Source organism: Microbacterium aureliae, assembly GCF_054780155.1.
The window spans coordinates 537,394-563,229 of record NZ_BAAGWW010000002.1 but is presented as its reverse complement, the minus strand read 5'-3'; the positions used below and the strand labels follow the sequence as shown (position 1 = coordinate 563,229).

The window sequence follows — 25,836 nt, the reverse complement described above, 5'->3', positions numbered from 1 at the left end:
GAGGAGGTGCCGTGCCCGATCTTCCCACCGTCTCCTACGAAGAAGGCCGAATCCGCGATGCCGCGGAATTGCGCCGACTGCAGGAATGCGCGGCCGAACCCCTTCGGACGGTGGGCCGGATCCAGTCGCACGGCACGCTGTTCGCCGTGGACCCGGTCAGCGGGCTGGTCGTGGCCGCCAGCGAGGACGCCGAGGAATGGCTCGGCCGCGATCTGCGCGAGGCCGGCAGCGACATGATGACGTGGGCGCTCACGCACGGCATCGCCGTGGATCCCGTCCGCGCCGAGTTCGAAGGCGGCGAATACGACGTCATCGTGCACCGCGAGACGACCCCGATGATCATCGAGCTCGAGCCTGTCCTCCCCGACCTCGACTACGTGCGCACCGGCGTGGTGTCCGCGATCCAGCGCCTGGCGGCGATCACCGACCCCGATCAGCTGCGGCGTCGCGCGGCCTGGGAGATCAAGCAGATCACCGGCTTCGACCGCGTCATGTGCTACCACTTCCACGACGACGGTCACGGACAGATCGTCGCCGACGAGCGCGAAGAGGACATGGAGCCCTACTTCGGGCTGCACTTCCCGTCCTCCGACATTCCGCCGCAGGCGCGGGCGCTCTACCTCGAGAAGCGCTCCCGCGTGATCTTCGACACCGAGGACGCCGGTCTGCCGATCCGGACGCTGCTGCCCGAAGACGCCCCTCTCGACCTCGGCGGCACCGAGCTGCGCGCGGTCTCGCCCCACCATCTGCAGTTCATGCGCAACATGGGGCAGGCCTCCACAGTGTCGTTCGCGATCGTCGCCGGGGATCAGCTCGTCGGCATGTTCACGTGCGCGCATCGCACGCTGCGGCGCCTCCCTGTGCTGCTGCGCCGTGCGCTCGAAGTACTCGCCGCGCAGGTCGCGATGCAGCTGGTGTCGGCCAACCAGATCCACGACCTGCGCCGCCAGCTCGAGGCGCGCGAGCGCCGCGCGGCCGTCGTCGCGCCGCTGTACGGACGCGCCGAGATCGCCGACGTCCTCATCGGCGGCCGCCGCACCGTGCTCGACGCGATCCCCGCGGACGGCGTCTACCTGCGCGTCGACGGCGCGGTGAGCACCCTGGGAGTGGTGCCGCCGCCCGAGCGCCTCGGCGCGGTCGTCGATGATCTCGGTCCCGGCAGCTATGCCTCCGACGCACTGCCCATCGAGCGTCCCGAGCTCGCCGTCGAGATCGCCGGCGTCGCCGGCCTCATCGTCGTGCCACTGTCGGACACCGGCGACCGCCTGGTCTTCGTACGCGGCGAAGTGGCTCACGAGGTGGAGTGGCTGGGCGACCAGACGGGCGACAACCGCGACACCCCGCTCTCGCCGCGCCGCTCGTTCTCGGCCTGGCGCGAGAGCGTCACGGGCCGGAGCATGCCGTGGGGCCCGTACGCGCAGGACGCGTTCGATCTCGGCTCGGACATCCGGGCGGCCCTCGTCGCGCGCGCGCAGGCGGAGCTGGCCGACCTGGCGCTGCACGACGCCCTCACGGGTCTGCACAACCGCCGCTACCTGGACGAGCGGCTGGACCAGGTCCTCGCCAAGGCGCCGCAGCGCGTGTCGGCCATCTTCCTCGACCTGGACAACTTCAAGCAGGTCAACGACACCCACGGCCACGAGCTCGGGGACGCCGTGCTCACCACCGTCGCCCAGCGCCTCGCCGGCAGCGCCCGCGCGAGCGACATCGTCGTGCGGCTGGGGGGCGACGAGTTCGTGATCGTGTGCCTCGACATCAGCTACGCCGAGGCGACGACGATCGCCGAGCGCGCCCTCGGCGCTCTCGCGCAGCCGATCGCCGTCGACCACCGCACGGTGGAGGTCAGCGCTTCGGCCGGCGTCGTCACCGAGACCGAGCGCACGACGGCATCCCGCCTCATCGACGCGGCGGACGCGGCGATGTACCGCGCCAAGCGCAGCGGTCGCGGACGCGTATCAGGCTGACGCGGCAGAGGACGCGGCGGGTCGGTGGGCCGGGTCGGGCTCGGGCAGGATCCGCAGGCCGCCCGGGGAGTTCGCCGCGTCGACGAGCTCCTGCAGCCACAGGCGGTTGATCTCGGGCATCGGCGCGTCGTAGGCGAAGCGCACGGTGGTCGACGGGGACAGCCAGAACGCCTGCCGGCGACCGGTCTCGTCGTCGGTGATCGCGAGCGACAGGCTCTCCTGCCGGCGGAGCTTGGCGATGATGACGAGCTCGAGGTGCGCGAGCGTCCGATCGTCGATCGGCAGGTCGACCGACGGTGAGCCGTAGTGAAGAGTACCCATCGGTTGCATCCTATGCCGATCCGCTCGACGAAGCCGGGTCTAGGCTGTACCAATGGCAATGGTGAACCGGCTGACCGTCGACGGTCGCGACTACTTCCTGCCCGACCCCGTCTCGAAGCTCAAGAACGAGATCCTCGAGGCGATCAAGGCGGGCGGCGGCTACGTCACGATCCCGCCGCTGCGCGGCGGGCCGGGCATCGACATCCTCTTCTCGCCCGGCATGCCGGTGACGTGGTCGTCGTTCGAGGTCGGCAACGACCCGACCGCGCCGGTTCATGACGACGGCATGCCCACCGTCGACGACTACCCCGACATCTGATCCGGATGCCGGGACCACCGGCATTCTCAGCGGCGCTGAGCGCCGTGCCTCAGCGCGCGGCGCTCAGCAGCTCTTCGATACGGGCCGCCGACATCGGCGCGCCGAGCAGGAATCCCTGGCCGCGGTCGCAGCCGAACTCCCGTGCGCGGTCGAGGTCCTGCTGGGTCTCGATCCCCTCGGCCACGACCCGCCAGCCGTAGCGGCGGGCGAACGTCACGACGCCCGCCATGGCCTCGTCGGACGCCGCGGCCCGGCCCTGCGTGAGCGAGCGGTCGATCTTGATCTCGTCGATCGGCAGCTTGTCCAGCATCGCCATCGTGGTGTCGCCGCCGCCGAAGTCGTCCAGCGAGACGCCCACGCCCGCCTGGCGGAGCTGGGGCAGCACCTCGACCACCGTCGGCAGCAGCTGCGGGGACGGCGTCTCGGTCACCTCGACGACGAGACTGCCGGGACGCAGTCCCGTTTCGCTGACGCGCTCGGCGATGACGCTGGCGAAGGTCGGCGACACGTGGGTGGGAGAGACATTCACCGACAGCGAGATATCGTGCCCCTCGCGCTGCCACGCCGCCACCTGCCGGGCGGCGGTGGCGAGCACGATGTCGTCGATGTCGCCGACGATGTTCTCGCTCTCGGCGAGGGGGATGAACAGGTCCGGTCCGATGGGGCCGTGTTCCTCGTGCTCCCAGCGGCACAGTGCCTCGACGGCGACGGGGAGGACAGGCCGCGCATCGCCCGCGAGATCGAACAGGGGCTGATAGGCGACGGTCAGCAGACCGGACGACACCGCTTTGCGCAGGTCGTCGGCGAGCGTGGGGAGGCCAGTCATGCCCTCCAGGGTCGGCGCCTTATCATCGAGCCGCAACACCCGACAGATCATACAGAAATGTGTATACTGCGCCCGCCGCGTCGCTTCCGGTTCGGCGCGCGGCGACTAGTCTGGGGACGATGGGCACGCTCACTTACGACTCGAAGGTCACCGTCTCGTTCGACGACCGGATCCTCGCACACCTGCAGGTCGTCATCTGGTCCAAGCTGCGACGCGGCGAGCAGTTCTCGTTCACGTGGACGGATCCTATGCGCAGCGGCCTCGGTCGGACGTCCGTCTGGCTGAGCCCGAACATCTCGGTCGTCTTCGAGTACTTCGGCGGCCGCCAGCCGCGGCTGAACCCGGCGTGGCTCGAGGCGCTGACCAAGGCGGCCAACTCCCCCAACGGCCTCACCCTCGTGCCCGAGCCCGAGGAGCCGGTCACACCACCGCGCTGACCGGCGTTCAGGCCCAGACGCTCGGCGCGGCATCCCGCGTCGACGGCAGCGCCGAGGCGACCGCCCAGTCGTGGACCCACGGCTCGACGTCCGGCAGGTCGTCCGGTCGGCCCAGCGCCGCGAACAGCTCATCGTGCGGGAGCGTGCCGCCGCTGCGCTTGAGCATGCGCGCCCGCACGATCGCTCGGGCGTAGACCTCGCCGTCCACGACCGCACGGTGCTCGACGTACAGCGCCTTGTCGTCGTGGCCGAGGAACCGGGACTCCACCTCGAAGCGCTGCCACAGCTCCAGCGACTTGCGGAAGGTGACCGTCTCGCTCGAGACGACGGCGTACCAGCCGTGATCGCGCATGGTGGCGAGGAAGCCGGTTCGCGTAAGCAGATCCCAGCGGCCGAGGTCGAACAGCGACAGATACCGGCCGTTGTTCATGTGGCGCAGCATGTCGATGTCGGTGGGCAGCGTCGTCAGGCGCACCCGGCCCACGACGGCGGGGGCGGCGGCCCCGTCGCGCCGCAGCGCACGTCGCGCGCGCAGGATCACCAGCATCGTTCGCCAGAACACGTTCACGAGCCGTGATCGTAGTCATCGGCGATCGATCACCCCATTCGATTGTGGACAACCTCCAACGGGTCCGAGGCCCCCTCACCGGCCGTACATCCCTCGGCCGCTCGATTTCTCGTGGCGGCGGGGCGCGCGTAGAGTCTGGCCCATGGAAGCCGAGACCCAGACCGACATCGTCGTCCGTCCGGTGCGCGACGTGGATGCCGAGGCCCTCGGCCGCGTGCACGCCACCGCGTGGCACGAGACCTACGACCACCTGATCAGCAAGGCAGCCCTCGAGAAGATCTCGCCCAAGCGGCTGGCCGAGCTGTGGACCCACTGGGCGGTGCAGGGCCCGGACTTCAAGATGTTCGCCGCGCTGGTCGACGGCGACATCGTCGGCTTCGCCGGTTCCGGACCCGCGCGCGACAAGGACGCGCCCCGCAACCGCGAGCTCTACTTCATCTACCTGCTGGACGCGCACCACGGCACCGGCATCGGCCAGCGGCTGTTCGACGCGGTCGTCGGGCCCGACGAGCCGCTGTACCTGTGGGTCGCGGATGACAACCCGCGCGCGCACCGGTTCTACACGCGCAACGGCTTCGCGCTCGACGGCGCCTCGCACACCGAGCCCTTCCTCGGCGAGACGCTGACCGAGGTGCGGTTCGTCCGCTGAGCCCGCCGAGCGTGCTGCAGGTCTGGGCCCTGCCGGGGATCGGCGAGATCCGGGCCGGTGACGATCTGACGGCGGTGGTCGGCGACGCCGTCGACCGCGCGGGCCTCCCCCTCGAGGACGGCGACATCCTCGTCGTGACCTCGAAGATCGTCTCGAAGGCCGAAGGCCGGTCGCTCGCCGCGACCGACCGAGAGCACGCCATCACCGCCGAGACCGTGCGTCTCGTCGCGGCGCGCACGGGTCCCTCGGGCCACACCACGCGGATCGTGCAGAACCGGCTGGGGGTCGTCTCGGCCGCGGCCGGCGTCGACGCCTCGAACACCCCCGAGGGCACCGTGCTGCTGCTGCCCGAGGACCCCGACGCGTCCGCCCGCGCCCTCGCCGCCGGCCTGCGTGCCCGCTCGGGCCGCACGGTGGGCGTCGTCGTCACCGACACTCTCGGCCGCGCGTGGCGCGAAGGTCAGACCGATCACGCGATCGGTGCCGCCGGCATCCATGTCTTCGAAGATCTTCGCGGGCAGACGGATGCCGAGGGCCGCCCTCTCATGGTGACCATGCCCTGCGTGGCGGACGAGATCGCGGGGGCGGCCGACCTCGTCAAGGGCAAGGCCGCGCGCCTGCCCGTCGCCGTGGTGCGCGGGCGCGGGGACCTCGTGGGCGCCCTCGACCTGCCGGGCGCGCGCTCGATCGTCCGGCCGCTGGAGCGCGACATGTTTCGGCAGGGGACCGACGAGGCCTACGCCGACGGCTACGCGGACGGGGCGGCAGCCCGGCCCGAAGACCCGACCACCGCCCCGCGCCGACGCGACTGACAGGCTCAGTCGGCCCGCAGCACCACCTGGCCGGCGGACACATCCACTTCGATCGTGCTGGCGGCGCCCGCCGTCGAGCGGATGCGGTCCTCGAAGGAGCCGGCCGACACGTCCGAGGTGATGTCGTACTCGCCGTCGGGGACGGTCAGGCGCAGGCCCCCGGCGCTCACGTCGATGCCGACGGCATCGGGCTGCGACCCGGTGAACGCGCCCTCGACCGACCCGGCGCTGACGGTGAGCGTCGCCTGCTCGACGTCGGCGAGGTCGAAGCGTCCGGAGCCGGCCGACACGTCCATCGCGAACTGCTCGGCGTCGCCGGTGACCCGCACCTGCCCCGCGCCCAGGCGCACGGCGAGGTCCGTGAACGACCCGTCGACGATCGCGTCGCCGGCGGCGAGGTCGAGCTCGGCATCCATGCCGGCCAGCGACGACGGCAGACGCAGGATCGCCTCGTCGCGCTGCATCCAGCCCATCCCCCACATCCAGCGCGGCGACGACACGGCGAGCGTGCCGCCGTCCTTCTCGAACGTCCAGCGGCCGGCGGCGAAGGACGACGTCACCGTCAGCTCCGCCTCGTCGATGTCGGCGAACTCGACGCGGATGGAGCCGGCATCCAGGTCGACGTCCAGCTCGTCCACGCCGGTGACGCTCAGGGTGCGCACGTCCGTGCCGACCGAGGCGGCGCCGACGGCGGAGTAGATCGAGGTGCCGACCGTGCCGATGATCACGACGGCGCCGAGCACCATCGCGAGGATCGCCACGACCCGCGACGCCATCGACGGGCCGCCCGACGGGGCCGGCTCCGGACCGGGGGCGGCGGGAGCGGGCGGGGGTGTGAGGACGGTGCTCATGAGGGGTCTCCTGTCGGGGTGGTCCCGCCGTGCGAGATGTGGGCGAGGGCCGCGAGGACGCGGCGGTTGCCGGATTCGTCCGGCTCGAGGTCGAGCTTCTGGAACACGGCGGTGATGTGCTTCTCGACGCTGCCCTCGCTGACGTGCAGGGCACGGGCGATGGCCTGATTGGACTTGCCCTCGGCGATGAGCGCGAGGACGGTGGCCTCCCGGTCGGTCAGCCGCTGCATCCGCTCGTCTCTCGTGCGACGGCCGAGCAGCTGCGCCACGACCTCGGGATCGAAGACGGTGGCGCCGCCGGCGATGTCGGCGACCGTCGCGACGAAGTCGGCGACGTCGGCGACGCGGTCCTTCAGCAGGTAGCCGAGGCCGCCCCCGCCGCCGGCGATGAGCTCACCTGCGTACCGCTCCTCGACGTACTGCGACAGCACGAGCAGCGGCAGCTCGGGACGCGAGGCGCGCAGCCGCACGGCGGCGCGGATCCCCTCGTCGGTGCGGGTCGGAGGGAGGCGGACGTCCAGGATGCAGAGCTCGGGCGAGGTCGCGTCGACGGCCTCGTCGAGACCCGTCGCGTCCGGGAGTGCGCTGACGACGGTGTGGCCGGCGTCCTCGAGCAGGCGCACGAGGCCCTCGCGGAGCAGCACGGAGTCCTCGCAGATCAGAACGCGCACGGGACGCTCACCTCCACCGTGGTCGGACCGCCCGCAGGGCTGTCGAGGCGGAAGGTGCCGCCGGCGCCCAGCACGCGGTTGGACAGCCCGTCCAGGCCGCCGCCGGGCACGATCGTCGCGCCGCCGATGCCGTTGTCCTCGACGCGCGCCCACAGCAGGCCGCCCTCGCGCTCGCGGACGAGCACGCGGCACTCCACGGCACGCGAGTGCTTCGCGGCGTTGGTGAGGGACTCGGCGATGACGAAGTACACCGCCGCCTCGGCCTCGGGGCTGCAGCGGGTGGTCAGGCGCACGTCCAGCGCGACCGGGATGTGGGAGCGGGACGCCAGCGCCGAGAGGGCGGCATCCAGCCCTCGATCATCCAGCACCGAGGTGTGGATGCCGCGGGCGAGCTGGCGGAGCTCGGTGATGGCGGCCTTGGTCGAGGTGTGGGCCTCGGTGATGAGCTCCTTCGCGGCGGCGGGGTCGGTGTCGATCTTCTGCTGCGCGAGGCCGAGGGTCATGCCCACCGAGACAAGGCGCGGCTGGACGCCGTCGTGCAGGTCGCGCTCGATGCGGGTGCGCTCGAGGTCCGCGGCGCGGACGGCGCCGGCGCGCTGCTGGTGGGACGTGCGCGCCTGCTCGGCCAGCTGCGCCTCGCGCGAGGGGACGAGCACGGCGCGCACGAGCACACCGTGCAGCAGGGCGAGCCCGATGACGGCCGCCGCGGCCAGCAGCCCGGCCAGCAGCCCGAGCGGGATGGCGAGGCCGGCGGGGATGTCGAACCACGTGCCGTCCAGGCGGATGCTGTCGTCGGCGCCGGCGTAGAGCGGCGAGAACGCGACCGCGATGCCCGAGACCAGCACGCCGACGGCGAGGAGGACGAGCCAGCCGAGGACGGTGCTGATGGCCGAGCTCGCCACCCCGCGCCACATCGACGGGTCGATGAACTGCACCCACAGGGTCCGCAGGAACCCGCCGAATCCCGGCCGGCCGCTCGTGCGGGGACGACGCGGGGGCAGCCCGAAGCGGTACAGCCCGTCGACGCGCGCCGACTCCAGCCAGCTGAGGCCGAACAGCGCATACACCAGCCCCACCAGCAGGATCAGGCCGATGCCGAACACCGGCAGCAGCCCCAGTCCGGCGCTGAGCAGCACGCCGAGGACGGCGAAGATCCCCGGGCCGACGACGCCGAGGGCGGCCAGCTGCAGGATCGCGCCGCCGACGACGAGCGGCCGGTTCGTCGCGACCGGCGCGGGGACGGCGGATGCCGCCGGCGGCGGTGTCGCGGGGGCGGGTGCGGCAGGCGGCGCGGGGACGGCCGGGGCTGCGGGGGCTACTGCGGCCGCGGAGGGAGCCGGACCGGCGGCGGACGGAGGCGAGGAATCGGGCGTCGGGGTGGTCATACCCTCACGGTACGGCGGGGCGCGCGCCGGCGCCCCCGAGCCATCCGGACACTTCTGTTCGGGTTATCCCCCGGTCCTCACGGAACCTTCACGCGCCGGCGAGCACCGCCGTCGCACCGTCGACGGCCACGATGTCGTTGCGAGGGCCCGAGACGTGCACGACCCGCGGGCTGTAGTCCGCGAGGTCGGCCCGGTCGTACTCCGCGTACGAGATCACGATGACGGTGTCGCCGACATGGACCAGGCGCGCGGCCGCGCCGTTGATCTGCAGCTCGCCGCTGCCCCGCCGGCCCTCGATCGTGTACGTCACGAACCGCGCACCGTTGTCGACGTCGACGACGTGGACCTGCTCGTGGGGCAGGATGTCGGCCGCCTCGAGCAGGTCGGGGTCCACAGTGACGGACCCGACGTAGTGCAGATCGCTCGCCGTGACCGTCGCGCGATGGATCTTGGACTTCAGCATGACGCGGCGCATCGGGGTCTCCGGGGTGGACGTGCTCAGCGGCTCGCGACGCTGCCGAAGAGGCGCGCGATCGGAGCGATGACGAGAGGACGGTAGGCGACCCAGCCGGCGACGACGACCAGCATCGAGGCGGCGAAGATCCAGAAGCCGGTCCAGTCGCCGGCGTACGCGTCCGGATCCGTGGACCCCCGGGCGGCGTACATGTGGTTGAGGTTGCGCAGCGCCCCGGTGGCGAACACCAGCGTCACGTGGACGATGATGAACAGCACGAAGTACAGCATCACGGGGAAGTGCACCTTGCGCGCCCACTCGACCGGGTACAGCCGGCTCAGCGTGGGCGCGTTCTTGGGCCACCACATGCTCATCCGGATGCCGGTGAGGATGGCCAGCGGAGCGGCGACGAACACGGTGGTGAAGTAGGCCAGCTGCTGCAGCGAGTTGTAGTTCACCCAGCCGTTCTCGGTCGGCCAGTCCAGCGACACGTACTGCATCGCCGCGCTGAGGGCGTGGGGGAAGACCTCCCACGACGTCGGCACGATCCGCATCCAGTGGCCCGTGACGACGAGCAGCACGATGAAGGCCAGGCCGTTCACCACCCACAGCACGTCCAGCGCCTGGTGGAACCACATCGTGAGGCTCATCTTGCGGCGGCCGTTGCGGCGCGGCGACCAGAAGGCGCTCGGCCGCTTCTCGGTGCGGATGCGCCATCCCGAGCGGATGATCAGCACCATCAGGAACACGTTGAAGAAGTGCTGCCACCCGAGCCACGCCGGAATGCCCACCGGCGCAGCCTCGGGCAGGTGGTACTCCCCCGGGTAGGTCTGGACGAAGTCCGCCAGCGGCGGGACGCTCAGCAGCCACCGCATCGCGAGCACCGCCATCGCCGCGGCGACCAGCAGTCCGCCGCCGCCGACGACCGCGGCACCCAGCCACTGCAGCTTCGTGAACGGTCCGATGCGCGCCGGCTCCGGCCGCGGCGCGGGACGCGTGAACGCCGCCTCGCCCGGCCACACCGTCCGGGTGAACGGCAGCGGCACCGACACGTCGCGCTGTGGGCGGGATGCCGCCGGCACGGTGGTCGCCTCGACGGGGACGACGCTCGCCGCGGCCGCCGCTTCGGGCCGACCGGCCGGGACGGGGGTGAAGTCCGCGGGAGGCCACGGCTCGCCGCCCGGGACGCGCGGCAGACCCCGACGGATGCCGGGGGTGCGGGTGGGTGCGGGCGCTTCGTCTCGTCGCCGCGCGGTCCCTGAGCCTGACGAAGGGCGCTCAGCGGCCGGGGCGGGGGTGGCGACCGGGTGGGCGGGCGCGGCGGGGGTAGGGGCGGGCGCTTCGTCTCGTCGCCGCGCGGTCCCTGAGCCTGACGAAGGGCGCTCAGCGGCCGGGGCGGGGGTGGCGACCGGGTGGGCGGGCGCGGCGGGGGTAGGGGCGGGCGCTTCGTCTCGTCGCTGCGCTCCTCGCTCAGCGACCGGGTGCGGGGCGGGGGGCCAGGGGTCGCCGCCGGGCACGCGCGGCAGACCCCGCCGGACCGTGCTCGAGAAGGTCGCCATCGTGCCGGGGCCTACTTCTTCTTCGCCTCGAGCGCGGCGATCAGCTGCGGCACCACCTGGAACAGGTCCCCGACGACGCCGAAGTCGGCGATCTCGAAGATCGGTGCGTCGCCGTCCTTGTTGATCGCGACGATCGTCTTCGCCGTCTGCATGCCCGCCTTGTGCTGGATCGCACCCGAGATCCCCAGCGCGACGTACAGCTGCGGCGACACCGAGACGCCCGTCTGCCCGACCTGGTAGCTCTGCGGCACGTAGCCGGCGTCGACGGCCGCGCGGGAAGCACCGACCGCGGCGCCGAGCGCATCGGCGAGCTGGTCGACGAGCGCGAACTTCTCGGCCGAGCCAAGGCCGCGACCGCCGGCGACCACGCGGGCGGCGCCGCGCAGCTCGGGACGACTCGACGACACGACAGCGGCGTCCACGGCGCCGGCGGTGGCCGCCTTGCGACCGGATGCCGTGACCTCCAGCGCCTGCACGACCGGCGAGGCGACCGCCTCGGCGCGCGCGTCGATCGATCCCTGGCGCACGGTGATCACGGGGGCCCCGAACGTCACGGCGGCGTCCACGTTGTACGCGCCGCCGTAGACCGAATGACGGGCACCGACTCCCTCGTCGTCGCGGAACACCCCGACGGCGTCGACGCACAGGCCCGAGCGCGAGCGCGCGGCGTAGCGCGCCGCAGCCTCACGGCCTTCGATCGAGTGCGAGGCGAGGACGGCATCGGGCTGCACCCGCGCGGCGGCCGCGGCGAGGGCGTCGGCCGACGGCACCCCCACGCCGTCGCCGGGGGCGGCGACCAGCACGGTGCCGGCGCCGAGGGCCGCGGCATCCGTCGCCAGCTTCTCGTCGCCGACGATGAGGGCGACGGGAGTGCCGACCGAGGCGGCGGCGCCCAGCAGACCGGCCGCCGAAGCGGCGAGGCCGCCGGCGGGGGTCACGTCGAGCAGGACCAGGATCGCGTCGTCCGCGAACGTCATGTCAGCCACCTCACACCAGCCGGTTCTGGATCAGGAAGTCGGCGAGCTGCTCGCCGGCATCGCCCGAGTCGACGATCTTGACCCCCGCCTCACGCGGCGGCTTCTCGGCCACCGCGAGCATGATCGAACGGGCGGCGGCCGGATCGTCCGCGTCGACGCCCAGGTCGGCGAGCGTCAGGGTCTCGTACGGCTTCTTCTTCGCGGCCATGATGCCCTTGAAATTGGGGAAGCGCGCGTCGGGCAGCGCCTCGGTGATCGAGATCACCGCGGGCAGCGTCGCCTCGACGGCGACCGTGCCGCCGTCGGTGGCCCGCACGCCCGACACCGCGCCCTCGCCGATCTCGACCGACGTGAGCATCGTCGCCGCGGGCACGTCCAGCAGCTCGGCCACCATGGCGGGGATGACCCCGCCGGAGCCGTCGGTGGAGAGGTTCCCGGCGATCGCGAGGTCGAAGCCCACGCGGGTGAGGGCGGCGGCGAGCACCTCGGCGGTGAGCCCCAGGTCCGCGCCGCGCAGGCCGTCGTCCACGACGTGCACGGCCGAGGCGGCCCCCATCGCGAGCGACTTGCGGATGCTGGCGGTCGCCGCCTCGGGACCCATCGACAGCACGACGACCTCGGTGCCCTCGTGCGCGTCCGCGTACGACAGCGCGACCTCGAGCGACCGCTCGCCGATCTCGTCGATCACCCGCTCACCGGCGTCGCGCTCGGCGAGGCCCGTCTCGAGGTTCAGCTTCCGCTCGCCCCAGGTGTCCGGGACCTCCTTGACCAGGACGACGATCTTCATGTCCGCATCCGCTCCTTCAAACGCATCGAGTCTAGGGGCACGCGCTAGCGTGGTTTCGCGAGAGGGGAGGCGCCACGTGCCCAGGAACACGCCTCTGCCGGTGGATCCGATCGCCGAGGCCAAGCGCCAGTGGTCGGCCCACGGATGGGACGATGCCGCCGGCGGCATGACTCTGGTGACCTCGGTCATGCGCGCGCACCAGCTGCTGCTGGCGCGCATCGACGCGACGCTCAAGCCCTTCGGGCTGTCCTTCGCGCGTTACGAGATGTTGCGGCTGCTCGCCTTCACGCGCGCCGGACGGATGCCGATGGCCAGCGCCATCGCCCGCCTGCAGGTGCATCCGACCAGCGTCACCAACACCGTCGACCGCCTGGTGAAGGCCGGCCTGGTCGCGCGCGAGCCCCACCCCGAGGACGGCCGGGCCGCGATGCTGGTGCTGACGGCATCCGGTCGTGATCTGGTCGAGCGGGCGACCGCCGCGCTCAACACGAACGTGTTCGAGAGCCCGGGGCTGTCGCCCGAGGACACGTCGGACCTCGTGCGCATCATCGCGCGGCTGCGCAAGGGCGCGGGCGACTTCACCGATCCGCGGCCGGCTCCCGACCCGCTCTGACCGGCTCACCGGTTCTCGAAGGCGGGCGGGCGCTTCTCGCGGAACGCCGCCATGCCCTCTTTCTGATCGGCCGTGTCGAACAGCGACGCGAACACGTGCTTCTCGAGGCGCAGCCCCTCGGCCAGCGGCGTCTCCATCGCGGCGTCGAGCGCCGCCTTGGCCGCGTAGAGCGCGGGCAGGGACTTCGCCGCGATCGCCTCGGCGGTCTTCGCCGCCTCGGCGAGCAGGTCCGCGGCGGGCACGACGCGCGAGACGAGGCCGGCGCGCTCGGCCTCGTCGGCGCCCATGAGGCGGCCGGTCAGGATGAGCTCGGCGGCCTTGTAGTAGCCGACGGCGCGCAGCAGTCGCTGGGATCCGCCCATCCCGGGAATGACGCCCAGGGTGATCTCGGGCTGGCCGAACTTCGCGGTGTCGGCGGCGAGGATGATGTCGCACATCATCGCCAGCTCGCACCCGCCGCCGAGGGCGTAGCCGGACACCGCGGCGATCACCGGGGTGCGCAGCTCGGCGAACCGGCCCCACGCGCCGAAGTGGTCGCCCATCAGCATGTCCAGACCCGACTTCGACTCCATCTCTTTGATGTCGGCGCCGGCGGCGAAGGCTTTCTCGGACCCCGTGACCACGATCGCCCCGATCGCCTCGTCGGCGTCGAACGCGGATGCCGCGGCCACCACCTCGTGCGCGAGCCGGGTGTTCAGGGCGTTGAGTGCCTCGGGGCGGTTCAGGGTGATCCAGCCGACCCGGCCGCGGGTCTCGACGAGGATGGTGGCGTACTCGGTCATGTTCTCCCTCACGGTGCGGAGCGGATCGTGGTGATGATCCCCGAGAAATCCTGCCCGGCCCCGGGCCCGGATGCGAACGCGTGGTACAGCTCGCGGGCGAGCATGCCCATCCGGGCGTCGGTTCCGGTGGCGGCGATGGCGTGCTCGGCGAGCCCGAGGTCCTTATCCATGAGCGCACCCGCGAACCCGGGCGCGTAGTCGCGGTTGGCGGGGCTGGTGGGCACCGGGCCGGGGACCGGGCAGTTGGTGGTGAGCGCCCAGCACTGGCCCGAGGCGTTCGAGGCGACGTCGAACAGGGCCTGATGACTGAGTCCGAGCCGCTCGCCGAGGACGAACGCCTCGGCGACGGCGATCTGCGACACGGCGAGGATCATGTTGTTACAGACCTTCGCGGCCTGCCCCAGTCCCGCCTCGCCGCAGTGCACGATGCGCTTGCCCATCGCCTGCAGCACCGGCTCGGCCGCGGCGAAGTCCTCGGGCGTGCCACCGACCATGAACGCCAGCGTGGCGTTCTCGGCCCCGACGACCCCACCCGAGACCGGCGCGTCCAGACAGCGATGACCCGCCTGCTCCGCGAGGCGGTGAGCCTCGCGGGCCTGGTCGACGGCGATCGTCGAGCACTCCAGGAAGAGCGTGCCCGCGGGCGCGGCCTCGAGGAGCCCCCGCTCGCCGGCGCCGGTGTACGCGTCGAGCACCTGCTGACCGGTCTGGAACATCGTCACGACGACCTCGGCGTCGGCGACGGCGGTCAGCGCGGAGTCTGCGACCGTGATGCCGCGGCCGCGGGCCGCCTCGCGCGCCGGTTCGAAGACGTCGTAGCCGGCGACGGCGTGCCCGGCGGCGGCGAGGTTGGCCGCCATGGGAAGCCCCATGTGCCCGAGTCCGAGGAATGCGATCCGCATGTCAGCCTCCCAGCAGCTCGCGGCCGATGATGACCCGCATGATCTCGTTCGTCCCCTCGAGGATCTGATGGACGCGCAGGTCCCGCACGACCTTCTCGATGCCGTAGTCCTGCAGGTAGCCGTAGCCGCCATGCAGCTGCAGGGCCTCGTTGGCGACGCGGAACCCGGCGTCGGTGGCGAACCGCTTCGCCATCGCGCAGCGGAGCACCGCGTCGGGGGCCTTCTCGTCGAGGGCGGCCGCCGCATCCCGGACCAGCGCCCGCGCCGCGCGCAGCTCGGTGGCCATGTCGGCCAGGGTGAAGACCACGGACTGCTTCTCGGCGAGCGGCTCGCCGAACGTGAAGCGCTCGCGCACGTAGCGCGTGGCCTGATCGAGAGCCCACTGCGCGCCGCCGAGCGAGCATGCGGCGATGTTGACGCGTCCGCCGTTGAGGGCCGACATCGCGATCTTGAAGCCCTGCCCCTCGCCGCCGAGCATGCCGGCGGCGGGAACGCGCACCTCGTCGAGGATCACCTGCCGCGTGGGCTGGGCGTTCCACCCCATCTTTCGCTCGAGCGACCCGAACGACAGTCCGGGGGTGCCCGCGGGCACGAGGAAGGCGCTGATGCCGCGCGCACCCGGCTCGCCGGTCCGGGCCATCACGATGTAGACCGAGGACGAACCGGCGCCCGAGATGAACTGCTTCACGCCGGTGAGCACGAACTCGTCGCCGTCGCGGATCGCCGTGGTGGTGATCGCCGCGGCGTCGGACCCGGCGCCCGGCTCGGTCAGGCAGTAGCTGCCGAGCTCCTGCATGGTCACCAGTCGCGGCAGCCACTCCTGACGCTGCAGGTCGGAGCCGTAGGTGTCGATCATCCACGCCACCATGTTGTGGATCGTGATGTAGGCGGCGATCGTCGGGTCCCCCTCGGCGAGGACCTCGAAGATGGCGGCGGCATCCGAGCGCGACAGGGCGGTCCCGCCCACGTCCTCACGGACGTACACCCCGCCGAGGCCCAGCTCGCCCGCGCGGGCGAGGGTGTCCACGGGGAAGATCTTGCCGGCATCCCACTCGAGTGCATGCGGCGCGAGCTCGGTCTGGGCGAAGTCCCGGACGGCCTCGAGGATGGCGGCGCGCTCCTCGTCGCCGATGGACGCGGGCGGCGGGGTGGTGATCGTCGTCGACACCGGTGCTCCTTTCACTGCCGGGCGCGCCTTCGTGGGGCGGCCGGCCGGGCGGCGGTGCCGGCTCTGGCACCGCCGCCATTTTACCTGGACGTCCTACTATTCCGCATGGCGTCCGATGAAAATCGGTGTGCGATGACGGAAGACCCCCTCACCCGGCACACGGGGTGAGGGGGTCTTCGTCATGCCCCGGCGGTCGATGCGCCGGAGATGTCGGTCAGCGCACGCGCGCGGGGAGCTTGGCCTGCACGTCCACGAGCACCGCGGCGGTCCGCGCCGGGATCGTGATGGTGCCGGTCGCGGTGTCCCACGACGTCTGCTTCACGATGGTGTCCGAGCCGCGCGCCTGCGCCGGCGTCAGCGCGAACGAGCGTCCGGCCAGCTCCGACAGGACCACGGTGACCGGCTCAGGCGAGGCGTTGAAGGCCACGAGAGCCGCCTTGCGCGTGGGGTCCACGTCGGCGCCCTTGGTGTCGTCGATCAGCATGGTCACGACGCCGGGCACGGCATCCGGACCGCTGCCGGGGAACGACACCTTCTGCTGGATCAGGTCAGCCGAGCCCAGGCGCAGGAGCGAGACCTCGTTGCGGGTGCGCAGCAGATCCAGCGCGGCGGCCTCGGCCGAGGCGATGTCGTCGGCGCCCGGCTTGAGGTCCGGGTTCGCCAGCAGCGGCGCCATGACGGGCCACTTGGCCTCGTTGTCGGCCGCGCGCGGCAGGCCCGAGCCGAACGTCGACTCCTGCCCGGTCCAGTCGATGCGGTTGAACCAGTCGCCGGAGTTGTAGCTGTTGCGGTCGAGGGACTTCGAACGCAGCAGCTCGGTGCCGGCGTGCCAGAACGACGGGGTCTGCGAGAACGTCGTGGTGGCCAGCATGAGCGTGTTCATGCGCACGCGATCGGCCATCGAGGTGTCCACGGGCAGCTTCATCACGCCGAGGTCGTACAGCGTCTCGTTGTCGTGCGCGTCGACGTAGGTGATGATCTCGTCCGGCTGGTCGGCGTAGCCGGCGGGCGAGCCGTTGTAGTCGAACTCGTCACCGGCCTTCGTCGAGCCGTCGGCCGCAGTCATCTCGAAGTCCCGCAGGTTGCCGGCCAGGCCCAGCTTGACCAGGTCGGTCTTGCGCGCCAGGTCGGCGAACGGGTCGCCGGGGGCGGAGCCGTCACGGCCGTTCGGGTCGGTCGCCAGGCCCGTGCCGAAGCCCTGGTAGAACGTCGACGACGAGTCCACCGGGCTGCCGCCGTGGACGGCATCCCGAAGACGATCGCTGAAGGTGCCGATGCCGGTGCCGCCGAGCTGACCCTGCGTGGCCTGCTCGAAGAGGGCGTTGTTCGCGACCTCGCCGAAGTTCCAGCCCTCGCCGTAGAGGTAGATGGCGGAACCGTCGACGCCGTCCTTCTTCATCGTCAGCGCGTCCAGTGCCTCGCGGATCGCGAGCATGTTCGCCTTGGAGTGGTGACCCATCAGGTCGAAGCGGAAGCCGTCGACCTTGTAGTCCCGCGCCCACGTGACCACGGAGTCGACCATGAGCTTCTGGGCGACCTCGTGCTCGGTGGCGACGTTCTGGCAGCAGGTCGAGGTCTCGACCGCGCCGGCGGCGTTCAGGCGGTGGTAGTAGCCGGGCACGACCTGGTCGAGCACGCTCTTGTCCCCCTGCCCCGACTGCGCGGTGTGGTTGTACACCTCGTCCAGGACGACCTGAAGGCCCATGCCGTGCAGCGCGCCGACCATCTCGCGGAACTCCGCGACGCGGGCCCCGCCGTTCGCGTCCACCGCGTACGAGCCCTCGGGCACCGTGTAGTGGTAAGGGTCGTAGCCCCAGTTGAAGCCGTCCGCGTCGGCGACGGCCTCGATGCACGCCTGCTGCTCAGTGGAGTCCGGCGCGAAGGAGGACAGATCGCAGTCGGGCTCGGCCTGCGCGGCGCGGTCCTCCTCGATCGTGGCGATGTCGAACGACGGGAGCAGGTGCACGGTGTTGATGCCCGCTCCGGCGAGCTGGCGCAGCTGCGCCGTGCCCGCGCTGTCCCGCGTGAAGGCGCGGTAGGTGCCGCGCTCCTCGGCCGGGACCGACTCGTCGGTGATCGAGAAGTCGCGGATGTGCAGCTCGTAGATCGCCCGGTCGACGTCACGCGCGATCTTCGGCGCGGGGGTCTTGTCCCACGCCTTCGGCCGCAGCTTCTTGTCGTCGAGGTCGACGGCGACCGAACGCTCGGAGTTGAGCGTCAGCGCGACCGAGTAGGGGTCGGTGACCTGGTTGGTCTCGACGGCGCCCGTGGCGGGGGCGTACACGACGACCTCCCACAGGTACTCCGCGCCCTTGAGCTGCGGCTTGCCCTTGACCGTCCACACTCCGGATGCTGCGTCCCACGTCGCCTCGTGACGCTGCGGCTCGCCGTCGGCACCGGGCGGCCAGGTCAGCAGTGTCGCCTGCTGCGCCGTCGGCGCCCACAGGCGGAAGGTCGGCTTCGCACCCTGGAAGGTCACCCCCAGCTCGACGTCGGCGACGGCATCCGCGTACAGGTCGTCGAGGACGCCCGGGATCTGCACCCCGGTCGCACCGGTGAGCGCGCCGGAATCGTCGCGCTGGGCGACCATCAGCTGGCCCTTCACGAGCGCCGCGACCTCGTCGCGGGTCTGCCCGTCCAGGCTCAGGGCGACGTATTCGGCGAGCGCGGGGAAGCGCGCCGCCTGCGCGTCGGTGAGGCCTCCCTCGATGCGCTCGAGGGTGATCGGCTCGGCACCGACGACGTCGCCGTCGGCGATCTCGAGGCCCGCGTCGGCCGAGGCGTACAGCTGCCACGCGGACGCGTCCGCGTCGCCGCCGAGGTTCGCCGGCCAGGCCAGGGTCTCGGCGTCGATGAAGTGCGCGCGCTCCTCGCCGATGCCCGCGAGCGGCGGGTTCTCGACCTCGATCGTGAGCACGTGCGTCTCGATGTCGTAGCGGAAGACGATCAGCTCGCCGTCGGCGACGGTGAACGACAGGTTCGCGCCGCCGGGCGCTCCGCCCTCGCCGTAGTTCTCGCTCCAGCTGCGGTTGTGGGCGACCTTCACCTCGTACGAACCCGCGGGGATCGCGTCGGTAGAGAAGGTGTACACGCCGTCGCGGTCGCCGTCTGCCATGAGGCTCGCGAGGCACTCGGGCTGCCAGTCACCGGGGCACCCCAGTTCGCTCTGGAACGAGCCGGGCAGGGTCACGATGGGTCCGTCGGCGGTGGTCTGGACGACGTTCGACCGCGGGTCGAAGTAGAACGTCACCGGCCCGCCGTCGTGGGTGAGCGCGACGTTCGAGCCGTTCTGCTCGCCGTTCGCGCCGTAGTTGAGGTCCCACGATCCGTTGATCGCGACCTTGTACTCCCACGAGCCGGCGGGCAGGTCGAAGGTGCCCTCCCAGATCCCGTCGGCGCGGAGCGTCAGCTTCGCCGCCTCGCAGGCGGGGGCCCAGTCGCCGGCGCAGCCCATCTCGGAGTTGAAGCTGCCGGGGACCGTCACCATGTCGATCGACGATTCCGGCTCCTCTTCGACCGTCAGCGCGACGGCGTTCCCCACCGAGGCGTAGGTGGATGCCGCGGCGCGCTGCCCTGCGGCGTCCGTCGTCACCGCGCGGTACTCCACGAGGGTCCCCGCAGCGAGTCCGCGGATGTCGTGGAAGACGCGGGGCTCGGTGTCCTCGGCCGTACCGAGCGCGGTCCACTCGTCGGAGCCGACCACGCGCCACGCGAAGCTCGTCTCGGCCCAGGTCGCGTCGTCCACATCCGCCGACACGGCGACCTGACCGGAGAGCGCCGCACCGGCGGCGGGGGCCGCCACGGTCAGCGGGTTCGCGGCAGCGGGAGCCGTCACGGACCGGTCGGCACGGAACACCGTCGCCGACAGAGCGGGCACGGTGACGGATGCTGCGGCTGCGGCATCCGTGTCGAATGCGGCGGCATCACCGTAGACGGGAGCGAACGCGGCATCGGCCGTGAGGGTCGACAGCTCGACCGTCTTGGCCTCGGTGGCGTTGTTCAGCGCCACCAGATACTCGACCTTGTCGTCGCGGTCGACGCGAGAGAAGGCGTAGACGCCGGGGCCGTTGGTCGCGTGGCGCTCGATCTGGGCGCCGTCGACGAGGGCGGGGTGCTCGGCACGCAGCTGGGCGAGGCCGGCGATGTGCTGGTACACCGGCTCGTCGGTGCCGAAACGGTCGACGGCGCCGACGGTCTCGCCGGTGAGGAGCTTCTGGTCGGTGTACTCCGCGACCTGGCTGGCGAACAAGCTCTGACGGGCGCTCTTGTCGTTGCCCGGCTCGGCGCCGGCGAATCCCTGCTCGTCGCCGTAGTAGACCACCGGCTGGCCGCGGCCGAGGAACATCAGGTCGTGCGCGAGCAGGTCGCGCTCGAGGGGCTGCGACTGGTTCTGCAGGAAGTACCCGACCCGTCCCATGTCGTGGTTGCCGAGGAAGGTCGGCAGCGCCGTCGCCGACGAGTCCGGCGTCGTGTAGCGGTCGTCACCGGCGTACAGGTTCTGCAGGCCCTTTGCGCTGTTGCCGGCGGCGTAGGCGACCGCCGCGGACTGGAAAGTGAAGTCGAGCACCGAGTTCATGTCGGTGTCGCGGACGTAGGGGGCGAGCTTGACCGGGTCGGCATCGTAGACCTCGCCGAACATGAAGAACTCGGGCTTGCCGGCGGCGTGGGCGTAGTCGAGCACCTGCGCCGACCACTCCTCCCAGAACTCGAAGTTCACGTGCTTGGCGGTGTCGATGCGGAAGCCGTCGATACCCAGGTCGATCCAGGTCTGGTACACGTCCACGAAGCCGTTGACCACCGTCGGGTGCTCGGTCATCAGGTCGTCGAGGCCGACGAAGTCACCGTAGGTGACCGATTCGCCCTCCCACGTCGAGTCGCCGCGGTTGTGGTACAACGTCGGGTCGTTGAGCCACGCGGGCACCTTCACGTCGGCGTCGGCCTCGGAGACCACGGGCGTGTAGGGGAAGCTCGTCGCGGCATCCATCTCGGGGAAGCTGCCGGTGCCGGCGAAGTCGGCCGGGTCGAAGGCGTCGCCCGCCGCGTCGCGGTAGGGGCTCGTCGCCTTGTCGATGTAGGAGTACTGACCCTCCTGGTAGTCGATGACGTCGGCGGTGTGGTTGGTGATGATGTCGAAGTAGACCTTCATGCCGCGCTCGTGCGCGTCGGCGATCAGGGCCTCGAGCTCGGCGTTGGTGCCGAGGTGCGGGTCGATCTGCGTGAAGTCCGTCACCCAGTACCCGTGGTAGCCGGCGCTGGCGTTGTCGCCCTCGCCCTGCACCGGACGGTTCTTGAAGCTGGGGGTCAGCCAGATCGCCGAGGTGCCCAGGCCCTGGATGTAGTCGAGGTTGGCGTGCAGACCCGCGATGTCGCCGCCGTTGAAGAAGCCCTTGTCCGTCGGGTCGAAGCCGTGGTCCAGGCGGTCGCCGGCGATGCCGGCGGTGTCGTTGCCGGTGTCGCCGTTGGCGAAGCGGTCGGTCATGACGAAGTAGAACTGCTCGTCGCTGCCCGGCTGGCGGGCGGGGGCCGCCACCAGCGCGTCGTCGTCCTCGGTGTACTCGCCGCGCGTGGACTGCACCTCGACGCCCACGCGGTGCGCCACGTCGTCGAAGAGGAAGCGCAGCGTCGCAGGGCCCGCGATCGACAGCGGGATGTTGTCGCCGCCGCCGTTCAGGCCGTACGACTCGTCCCACGTGCCGTTGACGGCGACCTTGTACTCGTAGGTCCCGGCCGGCACCTCGAACTCGGCGGCGTACAGCCCGTCGGTTCCGGTGGCCACGAGCGCGCTCGCGCCGCAGTCGAGCTGCCAGTCACCCGGGCACCCGATCTCTTGCTGCAGGTCGCCGACCAGCGTGAACGTGCGGTCGGCGGCCATCGCGGGAGCCGCGGCGACCGCGCCCCCGGTGATGATGAGGGCCGCTGCGGCGAGTGCAGCAGAGACCCGGCGGACACGGGAGTGAGTCGTCTTCGACACGAATGGTGCTCCTGATGGCGCGGCGGCACGACAACGTGCCGAGGATGCGGTGTGCCGCCGACTTTACGTCGCCCGCCGCGATAGTGCAAGCGCTTACAGCATGAGAAGGGTCTCATGCGCGGGTTTTCCCGCGGATGCCGTGGGCCGCAGCATCCGCGATCGCAAGCGCTTGCACGGCGCGCCGCTCACTCCCACCCGGTCGTCGAGCGAGCGTAGCGAGACGAAACGCCCCGCGCCTCGGCATCCTCCCTTCGCCGACACCGAGCGGAGTGGATGTCACCCAAAGGAGTACGAAATCGCGATTTCGGTCCTCCGCTCGCCGACATCCCCTCCCATCGCCGTCGGCGAACGGAGGACCCGGCCCGCAGGTAGGCCCCTACAGGCGCTCGATGATCGTGGCGTTGGCCATGCCGCCGCCTTCGCACATGGTCTGCAGCCCGTAGCGGCCGCCGGTGGCCTCGAGGTGCGCGACGAGGGTGCCGAGCAGGCGGGTTCCGGAGGCTCCGACGGCGTGGCCGAGCGCGATGGCACCGCCCCACGGGTTGAGCTTCGCGGGGTCGGCGCCGAGGTCGCGCTGCCACGCCAGCGGCACGGACGCGAAGGCCTCGTTGACCTCGTACGCGTCGAGGTCGCCCACGCGCAGACCGCTGCGCTCCAGGATGCGGCGGGTGGCGGGAATGGGGCCGGTCAGCATCATGAGCGGGTCGTCGCCGACCACCGCGAACGAGTGGAAACGCGCCCGCGGCGTCAGGCCGAGCTCGAGCGCGCGCTCCTCGGACATGATGAGCGCGGCGGACGCAGCATCCGTCAGTGGAGAAGAGTTGCCCGCCGTGATGTGCCAGCCGATCTCAGGGAAGCGCGCGGCGAGTTCGTCGGTGCGGAAGGCCGGCGGCAGGGCGGCGAGGCGATCGGCCGTGGTCCCCTCGCGGATGGTCTCGTCGACGGCGACCGCCTCGTCGCCGCCGGCGAGGACGGGCACCACCTGCGAGTCGAACGCGCCGCGGGACCACGCTTCGGCCGCCCGCCGGTGCGATTCCGCCGCGTACTCGTCGAGCTCGGCGCGGCCGATCCCCCACCTCGCGGCGATGAGCTCGGCCGAGACGCCCTGGTTCACGAGTCCGTGCGGATAACGGCGACGGATGCCGTCGGCCGGGGTGCCGCCCTGACGCGACGATCCGAGCGGTACGCGGCTCATCGACTCGACGCCGCCGGCGATCACGATGTCGTACGCGCCGGCCATGACACCCTGCGCGGCGAAGTGGGCGGCCTGCTGACTGGATCCGCATTGGCGGTCGATCGTGGTCGCGGGGACGGTCTCGTCGAACCCGGCGGCGAGGACCGCCTGACGCGCGATGTTCATCGCCTGGTCGCCGATCTGGCTGACGCACCCGAGCAGGACGTCGTCGATCTGGACCGAGTCCAGGCCGTTGCGCTCGAGGACGGCCATGAGCACGCCGGCGGCGAGGTCGACGGGATGAGCGGCGCTCAGCGCTCCCGCCGGCTTGCCTCGTCCGGACGGGGTGCGGACGACGTCGACGATGACGGCAGTTCTCATGAGCCGATCCTTGCACCGGCGAGCGTCCACCCCCCTACGAACCGGCGCTCGAGCCTCAGCCCGCGGCTTCTTCGGGCCGCTCGGCCACGTCGATCGCGGCAGTGTCGGGCACGTAGCCGTCGATGTGGCGCTCGTCGGGGCCGTTGTAGGCCGACAGCGGGCGGATCAGCGCGTTCGAGGACAGCTGCTCCATGATGTGCGCCGTCCACCCCGTCACCCGGGCGGCGACGAACAGCGGCGTGAAGGTGGCCGTGTCGAACCCGATCAGGTTGTACGCCGGGCCCGACGGATAGTCCAGGTTCGGATAGATGCCCTTCCGCGCGACGAACCCGGACTCGAGCGCGTCGTACAGCGCCGCGACGTCAGGGCGGTCGTAGTGGGCGACGAGCGTGTCGAGCGCCGCCTTCATCGTGGGCACCCGCGAGTCGCCGCGCTTGTAGACGCGGTGGCCGAAGCCCATGATCTTGCGCTTCTCGGCGAGCGCGCGGTCGAGCCAGCCCTCGACGTTCTCGGCCGACCCGATCTCGTCGAAGATGTGCAGAACCGCTTCGTTCGCGCCGCCGTGCAGCGGGCCCTTCAGCGCTCCGATCGCGCCGACGACCGCCGAATACAGGTCGCTGAGCGTGGACGCGATCACTCGCGCGGTGAAGGTCGAGGCGTTGAACGAATGCTCGGCGTACAGGATCATCGACCGGTTGAACGCGTCGACGACGACGTCGTGCGCCTCCTCCCCGAAGGTCATCCACAGGAAGTTCGCCGCGTAGTCCAGATCGTCCCGCGGCTCGACGAGCGCTTCGCCGCGCCGGCGTCGCTGCCCGTAGGCGACGATCGCGGGAAGGACGGCGAACAGGCGGATGCTGCGCTCGAGGTTCTGCTCGACCGATCCGCTGGCATCCATCACCGATCCCGAACCGGCCAGATCACGTGATCCGAGCAGGCTGACGGCGGTGCGCACCTCGTCCATGGGGTGGGCGTCGAGGGGGACGAGATCGATGGCGGCGCGGACGTCGTCCGGCAGTGCACGATGGGCGCGCTCGGTCGCGCGGAACGACGCCAGCTCATCCGGCGTCGGCAGCTCGCCGTGCCACAGCAGCCACGCCACCGCCTCGAACGACTGGGTCGCCGCGAGCTCCTGCACCGGGTAGCCGCGGTACAGCAGCGAGTTCGTCTCGGGATTCACCTTCGACACGGCGGTGTAGTCGACCGTGACCCCGGCGAGGCCCTTCTTGATGTCGATGTCGGTCATGTCACTCCTTGGTGATCGAGAAGGTGAAGACGTTCTGGTCGAAGTGGGCGTACTCCTCGTAGTCCACCAGGTCGTACAGGTCGGCGCGGTGCTGCATCTCGCCGAGCCGCGAGGTGAGATGCCCCTCCGACTCGAGCGTGTCGAGAGTCCGGGATGCCGCACCCATCGCCATCCGCAGGAGCGACACCGGCCAGATCACGATGTTGACGCCGACGTCGCGCAGCTGCTCCACGCTGAAGAGCTCGGACTTCCCGAACTCGGTCATGTTGGCCAAGATCGGGACGTCGACGGCGGCCCGCACGGCGGCGAACTCGTCGAGCGTGCGCATCGCCTCGGGGAATACGGCGTCGGCACCGGCGTCCACGAGCGCTCTCGCCCGGTCGATCGCGGCATCCAGCCCGTCGACGGCCCGGATGTCGGTGCGCGCCATGATCAGGAAGTTCTCGTCCCGGCGCGCATCGACGGCCGCGCGGATGCGCTTGACCGCCGTGTCGGCATCCACGACGGACTTGCCGTCCAGGTGCCCGCAGCGCTTGGGGTTCACCTGATCCTCGATGTGCATGCCCGCCAGGCCCGCATCCTCGAGGGTCTGGACGGTGCGGGCGACGTTCATCGGCTCGCCGAAGCCGGTGTCGGCGTCGATGAGAGCGGGCAGATCCGTCATGCGGGCGATCTGCTGGCCGCGCGCGGCGACCTCGGTCAGCGTCGTCAGCCCGATGTCGGGCAGACCCAGGTCGGCCGAGAGGACGGCGCCCGAGATGTAGACGCCCTCGAATCCGCGGCGGTCGATCAGGCGGGCGGATAGCGGGTTGAAGGCGCCCGGGAACCGCAGGAGCTCTCCGGAGGCGAGGCGCTCGCGCAGGATGCGGCGCTTCTCGTGGGCGGGGACGGTGGAGTAGAGCATCAGCGGGCCGCCTGGGGTCGGGCGCGCTTCGTCTCGCTGCGCTCGCTCAGCGACCGGAGGGACGCCGCACCGCCCAGCGACCGCAAGGACGCCGCACCGCCCAGCGACCGGAGGG

General features: G+C 71.4%; 23 protein-coding genes. 6 read left to right on the top strand and 17 right to left on the bottom strand.

Features of this window, described 5'->3' with window-relative positions; genetic code table 11:
* Window positions 1–11: 11 nt before the first annotated feature.
* The gene (locus ACYVF4_RS08795) at window positions 12–1,964 is read left to right on the top strand and encodes a diguanylate cyclase domain-containing protein (protein WP_460721795.1); all 1,953 of its coding nucleotides are present in this window, start codon (window positions 12–14) and stop codon (window positions 1,962–1,964) included.
* On the opposite strand, the gene ACYVF4_RS08790 is transcribed toward ACYVF4_RS08795, so the two are convergent.
* Entirely contained in the window at window positions 1,956–2,285 is a 330-nt protein-coding gene (locus ACYVF4_RS08790) for a DUF7882 family protein (RefSeq protein WP_460721793.1), read from the bottom strand. The genes ACYVF4_RS08795 and ACYVF4_RS08790 overlap by 9 nt on opposite strands.
* Before the next feature lie 52 nt (window positions 2,286–2,337).
* Here ACYVF4_RS08790 and ACYVF4_RS08785 point away from each other — a divergent pair, with 52 nt between their 5' ends.
* Complete coding sequence (locus tag ACYVF4_RS08785) at window positions 2,338–2,604, top strand: hypothetical protein (RefSeq protein ID WP_460721791.1); 267 nt, start codon at window positions 2,338–2,340, stop codon at window positions 2,602–2,604.
* A gap of 49 nt (window positions 2,605–2,653) precedes the next feature.
* Here ACYVF4_RS08785 and ACYVF4_RS08780 read toward each other — a convergent pair whose 3' ends face one another.
* Window positions 2,654–3,430 (bottom strand): EAL domain-containing protein, encoded by a 777-nt coding sequence (locus ACYVF4_RS08780; RefSeq protein ID WP_460721789.1) that lies wholly within the window; start codon window positions 3,428–3,430, stop codon window positions 2,654–2,656.
* A gap of 119 nt (window positions 3,431–3,549) precedes the next feature.
* On the opposite strand from ACYVF4_RS08780, the gene ACYVF4_RS08775 reads away from it, so the two are divergent.
* Window positions 3,550–3,867: a DUF7882 family protein gene (locus ACYVF4_RS08775; protein ID WP_460721787.1), complete on the top strand. Its 318-nt coding sequence runs from the start codon at window positions 3,550–3,552 to the stop codon at window positions 3,865–3,867.
* Window positions 3,868–3,874: 7 nt separating this feature from the next.
* Here the strand turns inward: ACYVF4_RS08775 and ACYVF4_RS08770 are convergent, their stop codons facing one another.
* Window positions 3,875–4,435, bottom strand: coding sequence for an acyl-CoA thioesterase (locus tag ACYVF4_RS08770; RefSeq protein WP_460721785.1), 561 nt, complete (start codon window positions 4,433–4,435; stop codon window positions 3,875–3,877).
* 142 nt (window positions 4,436–4,577) lie between these two features.
* Here ACYVF4_RS08770 and ACYVF4_RS08765 point away from each other — a divergent pair, with 142 nt between their 5' ends.
* Window positions 4,578–5,084 carry a GNAT family N-acetyltransferase gene (locus ACYVF4_RS08765; RefSeq protein ID WP_460721783.1) on the top strand — a complete coding sequence of 169 codons (507 nt, stop codon included), beginning with the start codon at window positions 4,578–4,580 and terminating at the stop codon, window positions 5,082–5,084.
* Between the two features lie 11 nt (window positions 5,085–5,095).
* Window positions 5,096–5,896 carry a coenzyme F420-0:L-glutamate ligase gene (cofE, locus tag ACYVF4_RS08760; RefSeq protein ID WP_460721781.1) on the top strand — a complete coding sequence of 267 codons (801 nt, stop codon included), beginning with the start codon at window positions 5,096–5,098 and terminating at the stop codon, window positions 5,894–5,896.
* 5 nt (window positions 5,897–5,901) lie between these two features.
* Here cofE and ACYVF4_RS08755 read toward each other — a convergent pair whose 3' ends face one another.
* The 7 genes from ACYVF4_RS08755 to ACYVF4_RS08725 form a co-directional block, all read right to left on the bottom strand.
* Complete coding sequence (locus ACYVF4_RS08755; protein WP_460721779.1) at window positions 5,902–6,747, bottom strand: DUF4097 family beta strand repeat-containing protein; 846 nt, start codon at window positions 6,745–6,747, stop codon at window positions 5,902–5,904.
* Window positions 6,744–7,418 carry a LuxR C-terminal-related transcriptional regulator gene (locus ACYVF4_RS08750; RefSeq protein WP_460721777.1) on the bottom strand — a complete coding sequence of 225 codons (675 nt, stop codon included), beginning with the start codon at window positions 7,416–7,418 and terminating at the stop codon, window positions 6,744–6,746. The genes ACYVF4_RS08755 and ACYVF4_RS08750 overlap by 4 nt, the downstream gene beginning before the upstream one ends.
* Window positions 7,406–8,803, bottom strand: a complete 1,398-nt coding sequence (locus ACYVF4_RS08745) for a sensor histidine kinase (RefSeq protein WP_460721775.1) — start codon at window positions 8,801–8,803, stop codon at window positions 7,406–7,408. Before ACYVF4_RS08745 ends, ACYVF4_RS08750 begins: the two co-directional genes overlap by 13 nt.
* Before the next feature lie 88 nt (window positions 8,804–8,891).
* Window positions 8,892–9,278 carry an aspartate 1-decarboxylase gene (gene panD, locus ACYVF4_RS08740; protein WP_460721773.1) on the bottom strand — a complete coding sequence of 129 codons (387 nt, stop codon included), beginning with the start codon at window positions 9,276–9,278 and terminating at the stop codon, window positions 8,892–8,894.
* Between the two features lie 23 nt (window positions 9,279–9,301).
* Window positions 9,302–10,339 carry a cytochrome b/b6 domain-containing protein gene (locus ACYVF4_RS08735; RefSeq protein ID WP_460721771.1) on the bottom strand — a complete coding sequence of 346 codons (1,038 nt, stop codon included), beginning with the start codon at window positions 10,337–10,339 and terminating at the stop codon, window positions 9,302–9,304.
* A 488-nt stretch (window positions 10,340–10,827) separates the two neighbouring features.
* A complete protein-coding gene (locus ACYVF4_RS08730) occupies window positions 10,828–11,793 on the bottom strand; it encodes an electron transfer flavoprotein subunit alpha/FixB family protein (protein WP_460721769.1) in 966 nt (321 codons plus the stop codon).
* Window positions 11,794–11,803: 10 nt separating this feature from the next.
* On the bottom strand, window positions 11,804–12,580 hold the full coding sequence (locus ACYVF4_RS08725; protein ID WP_460721767.1) for an electron transfer flavoprotein subunit beta/FixA family protein: 777 nt from the start codon (window positions 12,578–12,580) through the stop codon (window positions 11,804–11,806).
* Window positions 12,581–12,656: 76 nt separating this feature from the next.
* Here ACYVF4_RS08725 and ACYVF4_RS08720 point away from each other — a divergent pair, with 76 nt between their 5' ends.
* On the top strand, window positions 12,657–13,193 hold the full coding sequence (locus ACYVF4_RS08720) for a MarR family winged helix-turn-helix transcriptional regulator (RefSeq protein ID WP_460721765.1): 537 nt from the start codon (window positions 12,657–12,659) through the stop codon (window positions 13,191–13,193).
* A gap of 5 nt (window positions 13,194–13,198) precedes the next feature.
* Here ACYVF4_RS08720 and ACYVF4_RS08715 read toward each other — a convergent pair whose 3' ends face one another.
* From ACYVF4_RS08715 to prpB, 7 genes are all read right to left on the bottom strand, one after another.
* The gene (locus ACYVF4_RS08715; protein WP_460721763.1) at window positions 13,199–13,975 is read right to left on the bottom strand and encodes an enoyl-CoA hydratase-related protein; all 777 of its coding nucleotides are present in this window, start codon (window positions 13,973–13,975) and stop codon (window positions 13,199–13,201) included.
* Between the two features lie 8 nt (window positions 13,976–13,983).
* Window positions 13,984–14,877 carry a 3-hydroxyisobutyrate dehydrogenase gene (gene mmsB / locus ACYVF4_RS08710; protein WP_460721761.1) on the bottom strand — a complete coding sequence of 298 codons (894 nt, stop codon included), beginning with the start codon at window positions 14,875–14,877 and terminating at the stop codon, window positions 13,984–13,986.
* Window position 14,878: 1 nt separating this feature from the next.
* Complete coding sequence (locus tag ACYVF4_RS08705) at window positions 14,879–16,045, bottom strand: acyl-CoA dehydrogenase family protein (RefSeq protein ID WP_460721759.1); 1,167 nt, start codon at window positions 16,043–16,045, stop codon at window positions 14,879–14,881.
* 214 nt (window positions 16,046–16,259) lie between these two features.
* The gene (gene pulA / locus ACYVF4_RS08700) at window positions 16,260–22,016 is read right to left on the bottom strand and encodes a pullulanase-type alpha-1,6-glucosidase (protein ID WP_460721757.1); all 5,757 of its coding nucleotides are present in this window, start codon (window positions 22,014–22,016) and stop codon (window positions 16,260–16,262) included.
* Between the two features lie 376 nt (window positions 22,017–22,392).
* Window positions 22,393–23,571: a thiolase family protein gene (locus ACYVF4_RS08695; RefSeq protein WP_460721755.1), complete on the bottom strand. Its 1,179-nt coding sequence runs from the start codon at window positions 23,569–23,571 to the stop codon at window positions 22,393–22,395.
* 55 nt (window positions 23,572–23,626) lie between these two features.
* A complete protein-coding gene (locus ACYVF4_RS08690; RefSeq protein ID WP_460721753.1) occupies window positions 23,627–24,817 on the bottom strand; it encodes a bifunctional 2-methylcitrate synthase/citrate synthase in 1,191 nt (396 codons plus the stop codon).
* A gap of 1 nt (window position 24,818) precedes the next feature.
* Window positions 24,819–25,721, bottom strand: a complete 903-nt coding sequence (gene prpB, locus ACYVF4_RS08685) for a methylisocitrate lyase (protein ID WP_460721751.1) — start codon at window positions 25,719–25,721, stop codon at window positions 24,819–24,821.
* Between the last annotated feature and the right edge of the window lie 115 nt (window positions 25,722–25,836).

Bases quoted from the DNA above. Each gene is read 5' to 3' on its own strand.
- ACYVF4_RS08790 (WP_460721793.1), bottom strand. From the start codon at position 2,285: ATGGGTACTCTTCACTACGGCTCACCGTCGGTCGACCTGCCGATCGAC.
- ACYVF4_RS08785 (WP_460721791.1), top strand. From the start codon at position 2,338: ATGGCAATGGTGAACCGGCTGACCGTCGACGGTCGCGACTACTTCCTG.
- ACYVF4_RS08780 (WP_460721789.1), bottom strand. From the start codon at position 3,430: ATGACTGGCCTCCCCACGCTCGCCGACGACCTGCGCAAAGCGGTGTCG.
- ACYVF4_RS08775 (WP_460721787.1), top strand. From the start codon at position 3,550: ATGGGCACGCTCACTTACGACTCGAAGGTCACCGTCTCGTTCGACGAC.
- ACYVF4_RS08765 (WP_460721783.1), top strand. From the start codon at position 4,578: ATGGAAGCCGAGACCCAGACCGACATCGTCGTCCGTCCGGTGCGCGAC.
- ACYVF4_RS08755 (WP_460721779.1), bottom strand. From the start codon at position 6,747: ATGAGCACCGTCCTCACACCCCCGCCCGCTCCCGCCGCCCCCGGTCCG.
- ACYVF4_RS08745 (WP_460721775.1), bottom strand. From the start codon at position 8,803: ATGACCACCCCGACGCCCGATTCCTCGCCTCCGTCCGCCGCCGGTCCG.
- panD (WP_460721773.1), bottom strand. From the start codon at position 9,278: ATGCGCCGCGTCATGCTGAAGTCCAAGATCCATCGCGCGACGGTCACG.
- ACYVF4_RS08730 (WP_460721769.1), bottom strand. From the start codon at position 11,793: ATGACGTTCGCGGACGACGCGATCCTGGTCCTGCTCGACGTGACCCCC.
- ACYVF4_RS08725 (WP_460721767.1), bottom strand. From the start codon at position 12,580: ATGAAGATCGTCGTCCTGGTCAAGGAGGTCCCGGACACCTGGGGCGAG.
- ACYVF4_RS08715 (WP_460721763.1), bottom strand. From the start codon at position 13,975: ATGACCGAGTACGCCACCATCCTCGTCGAGACCCGCGGCCGGGTCGGC.
- mmsB (WP_460721761.1), bottom strand. From the start codon at position 14,877: ATGCGGATCGCATTCCTCGGACTCGGGCACATGGGGCTTCCCATGGCG.
- ACYVF4_RS08695 (WP_460721755.1), bottom strand. From the start codon at position 23,571: ATGAGAACTGCCGTCATCGTCGACGTCGTCCGCACCCCGTCCGGACGA.
- ACYVF4_RS08690 (WP_460721753.1), bottom strand. From the start codon at position 24,817: ATGACCGACATCGACATCAAGAAGGGCCTCGCCGGGGTCACGGTCGAC.
- prpB (WP_460721751.1), bottom strand. From the start codon at position 25,721: ATGCTCTACTCCACCGTCCCCGCCCACGAGAAGCGCCGCATCCTGCGC.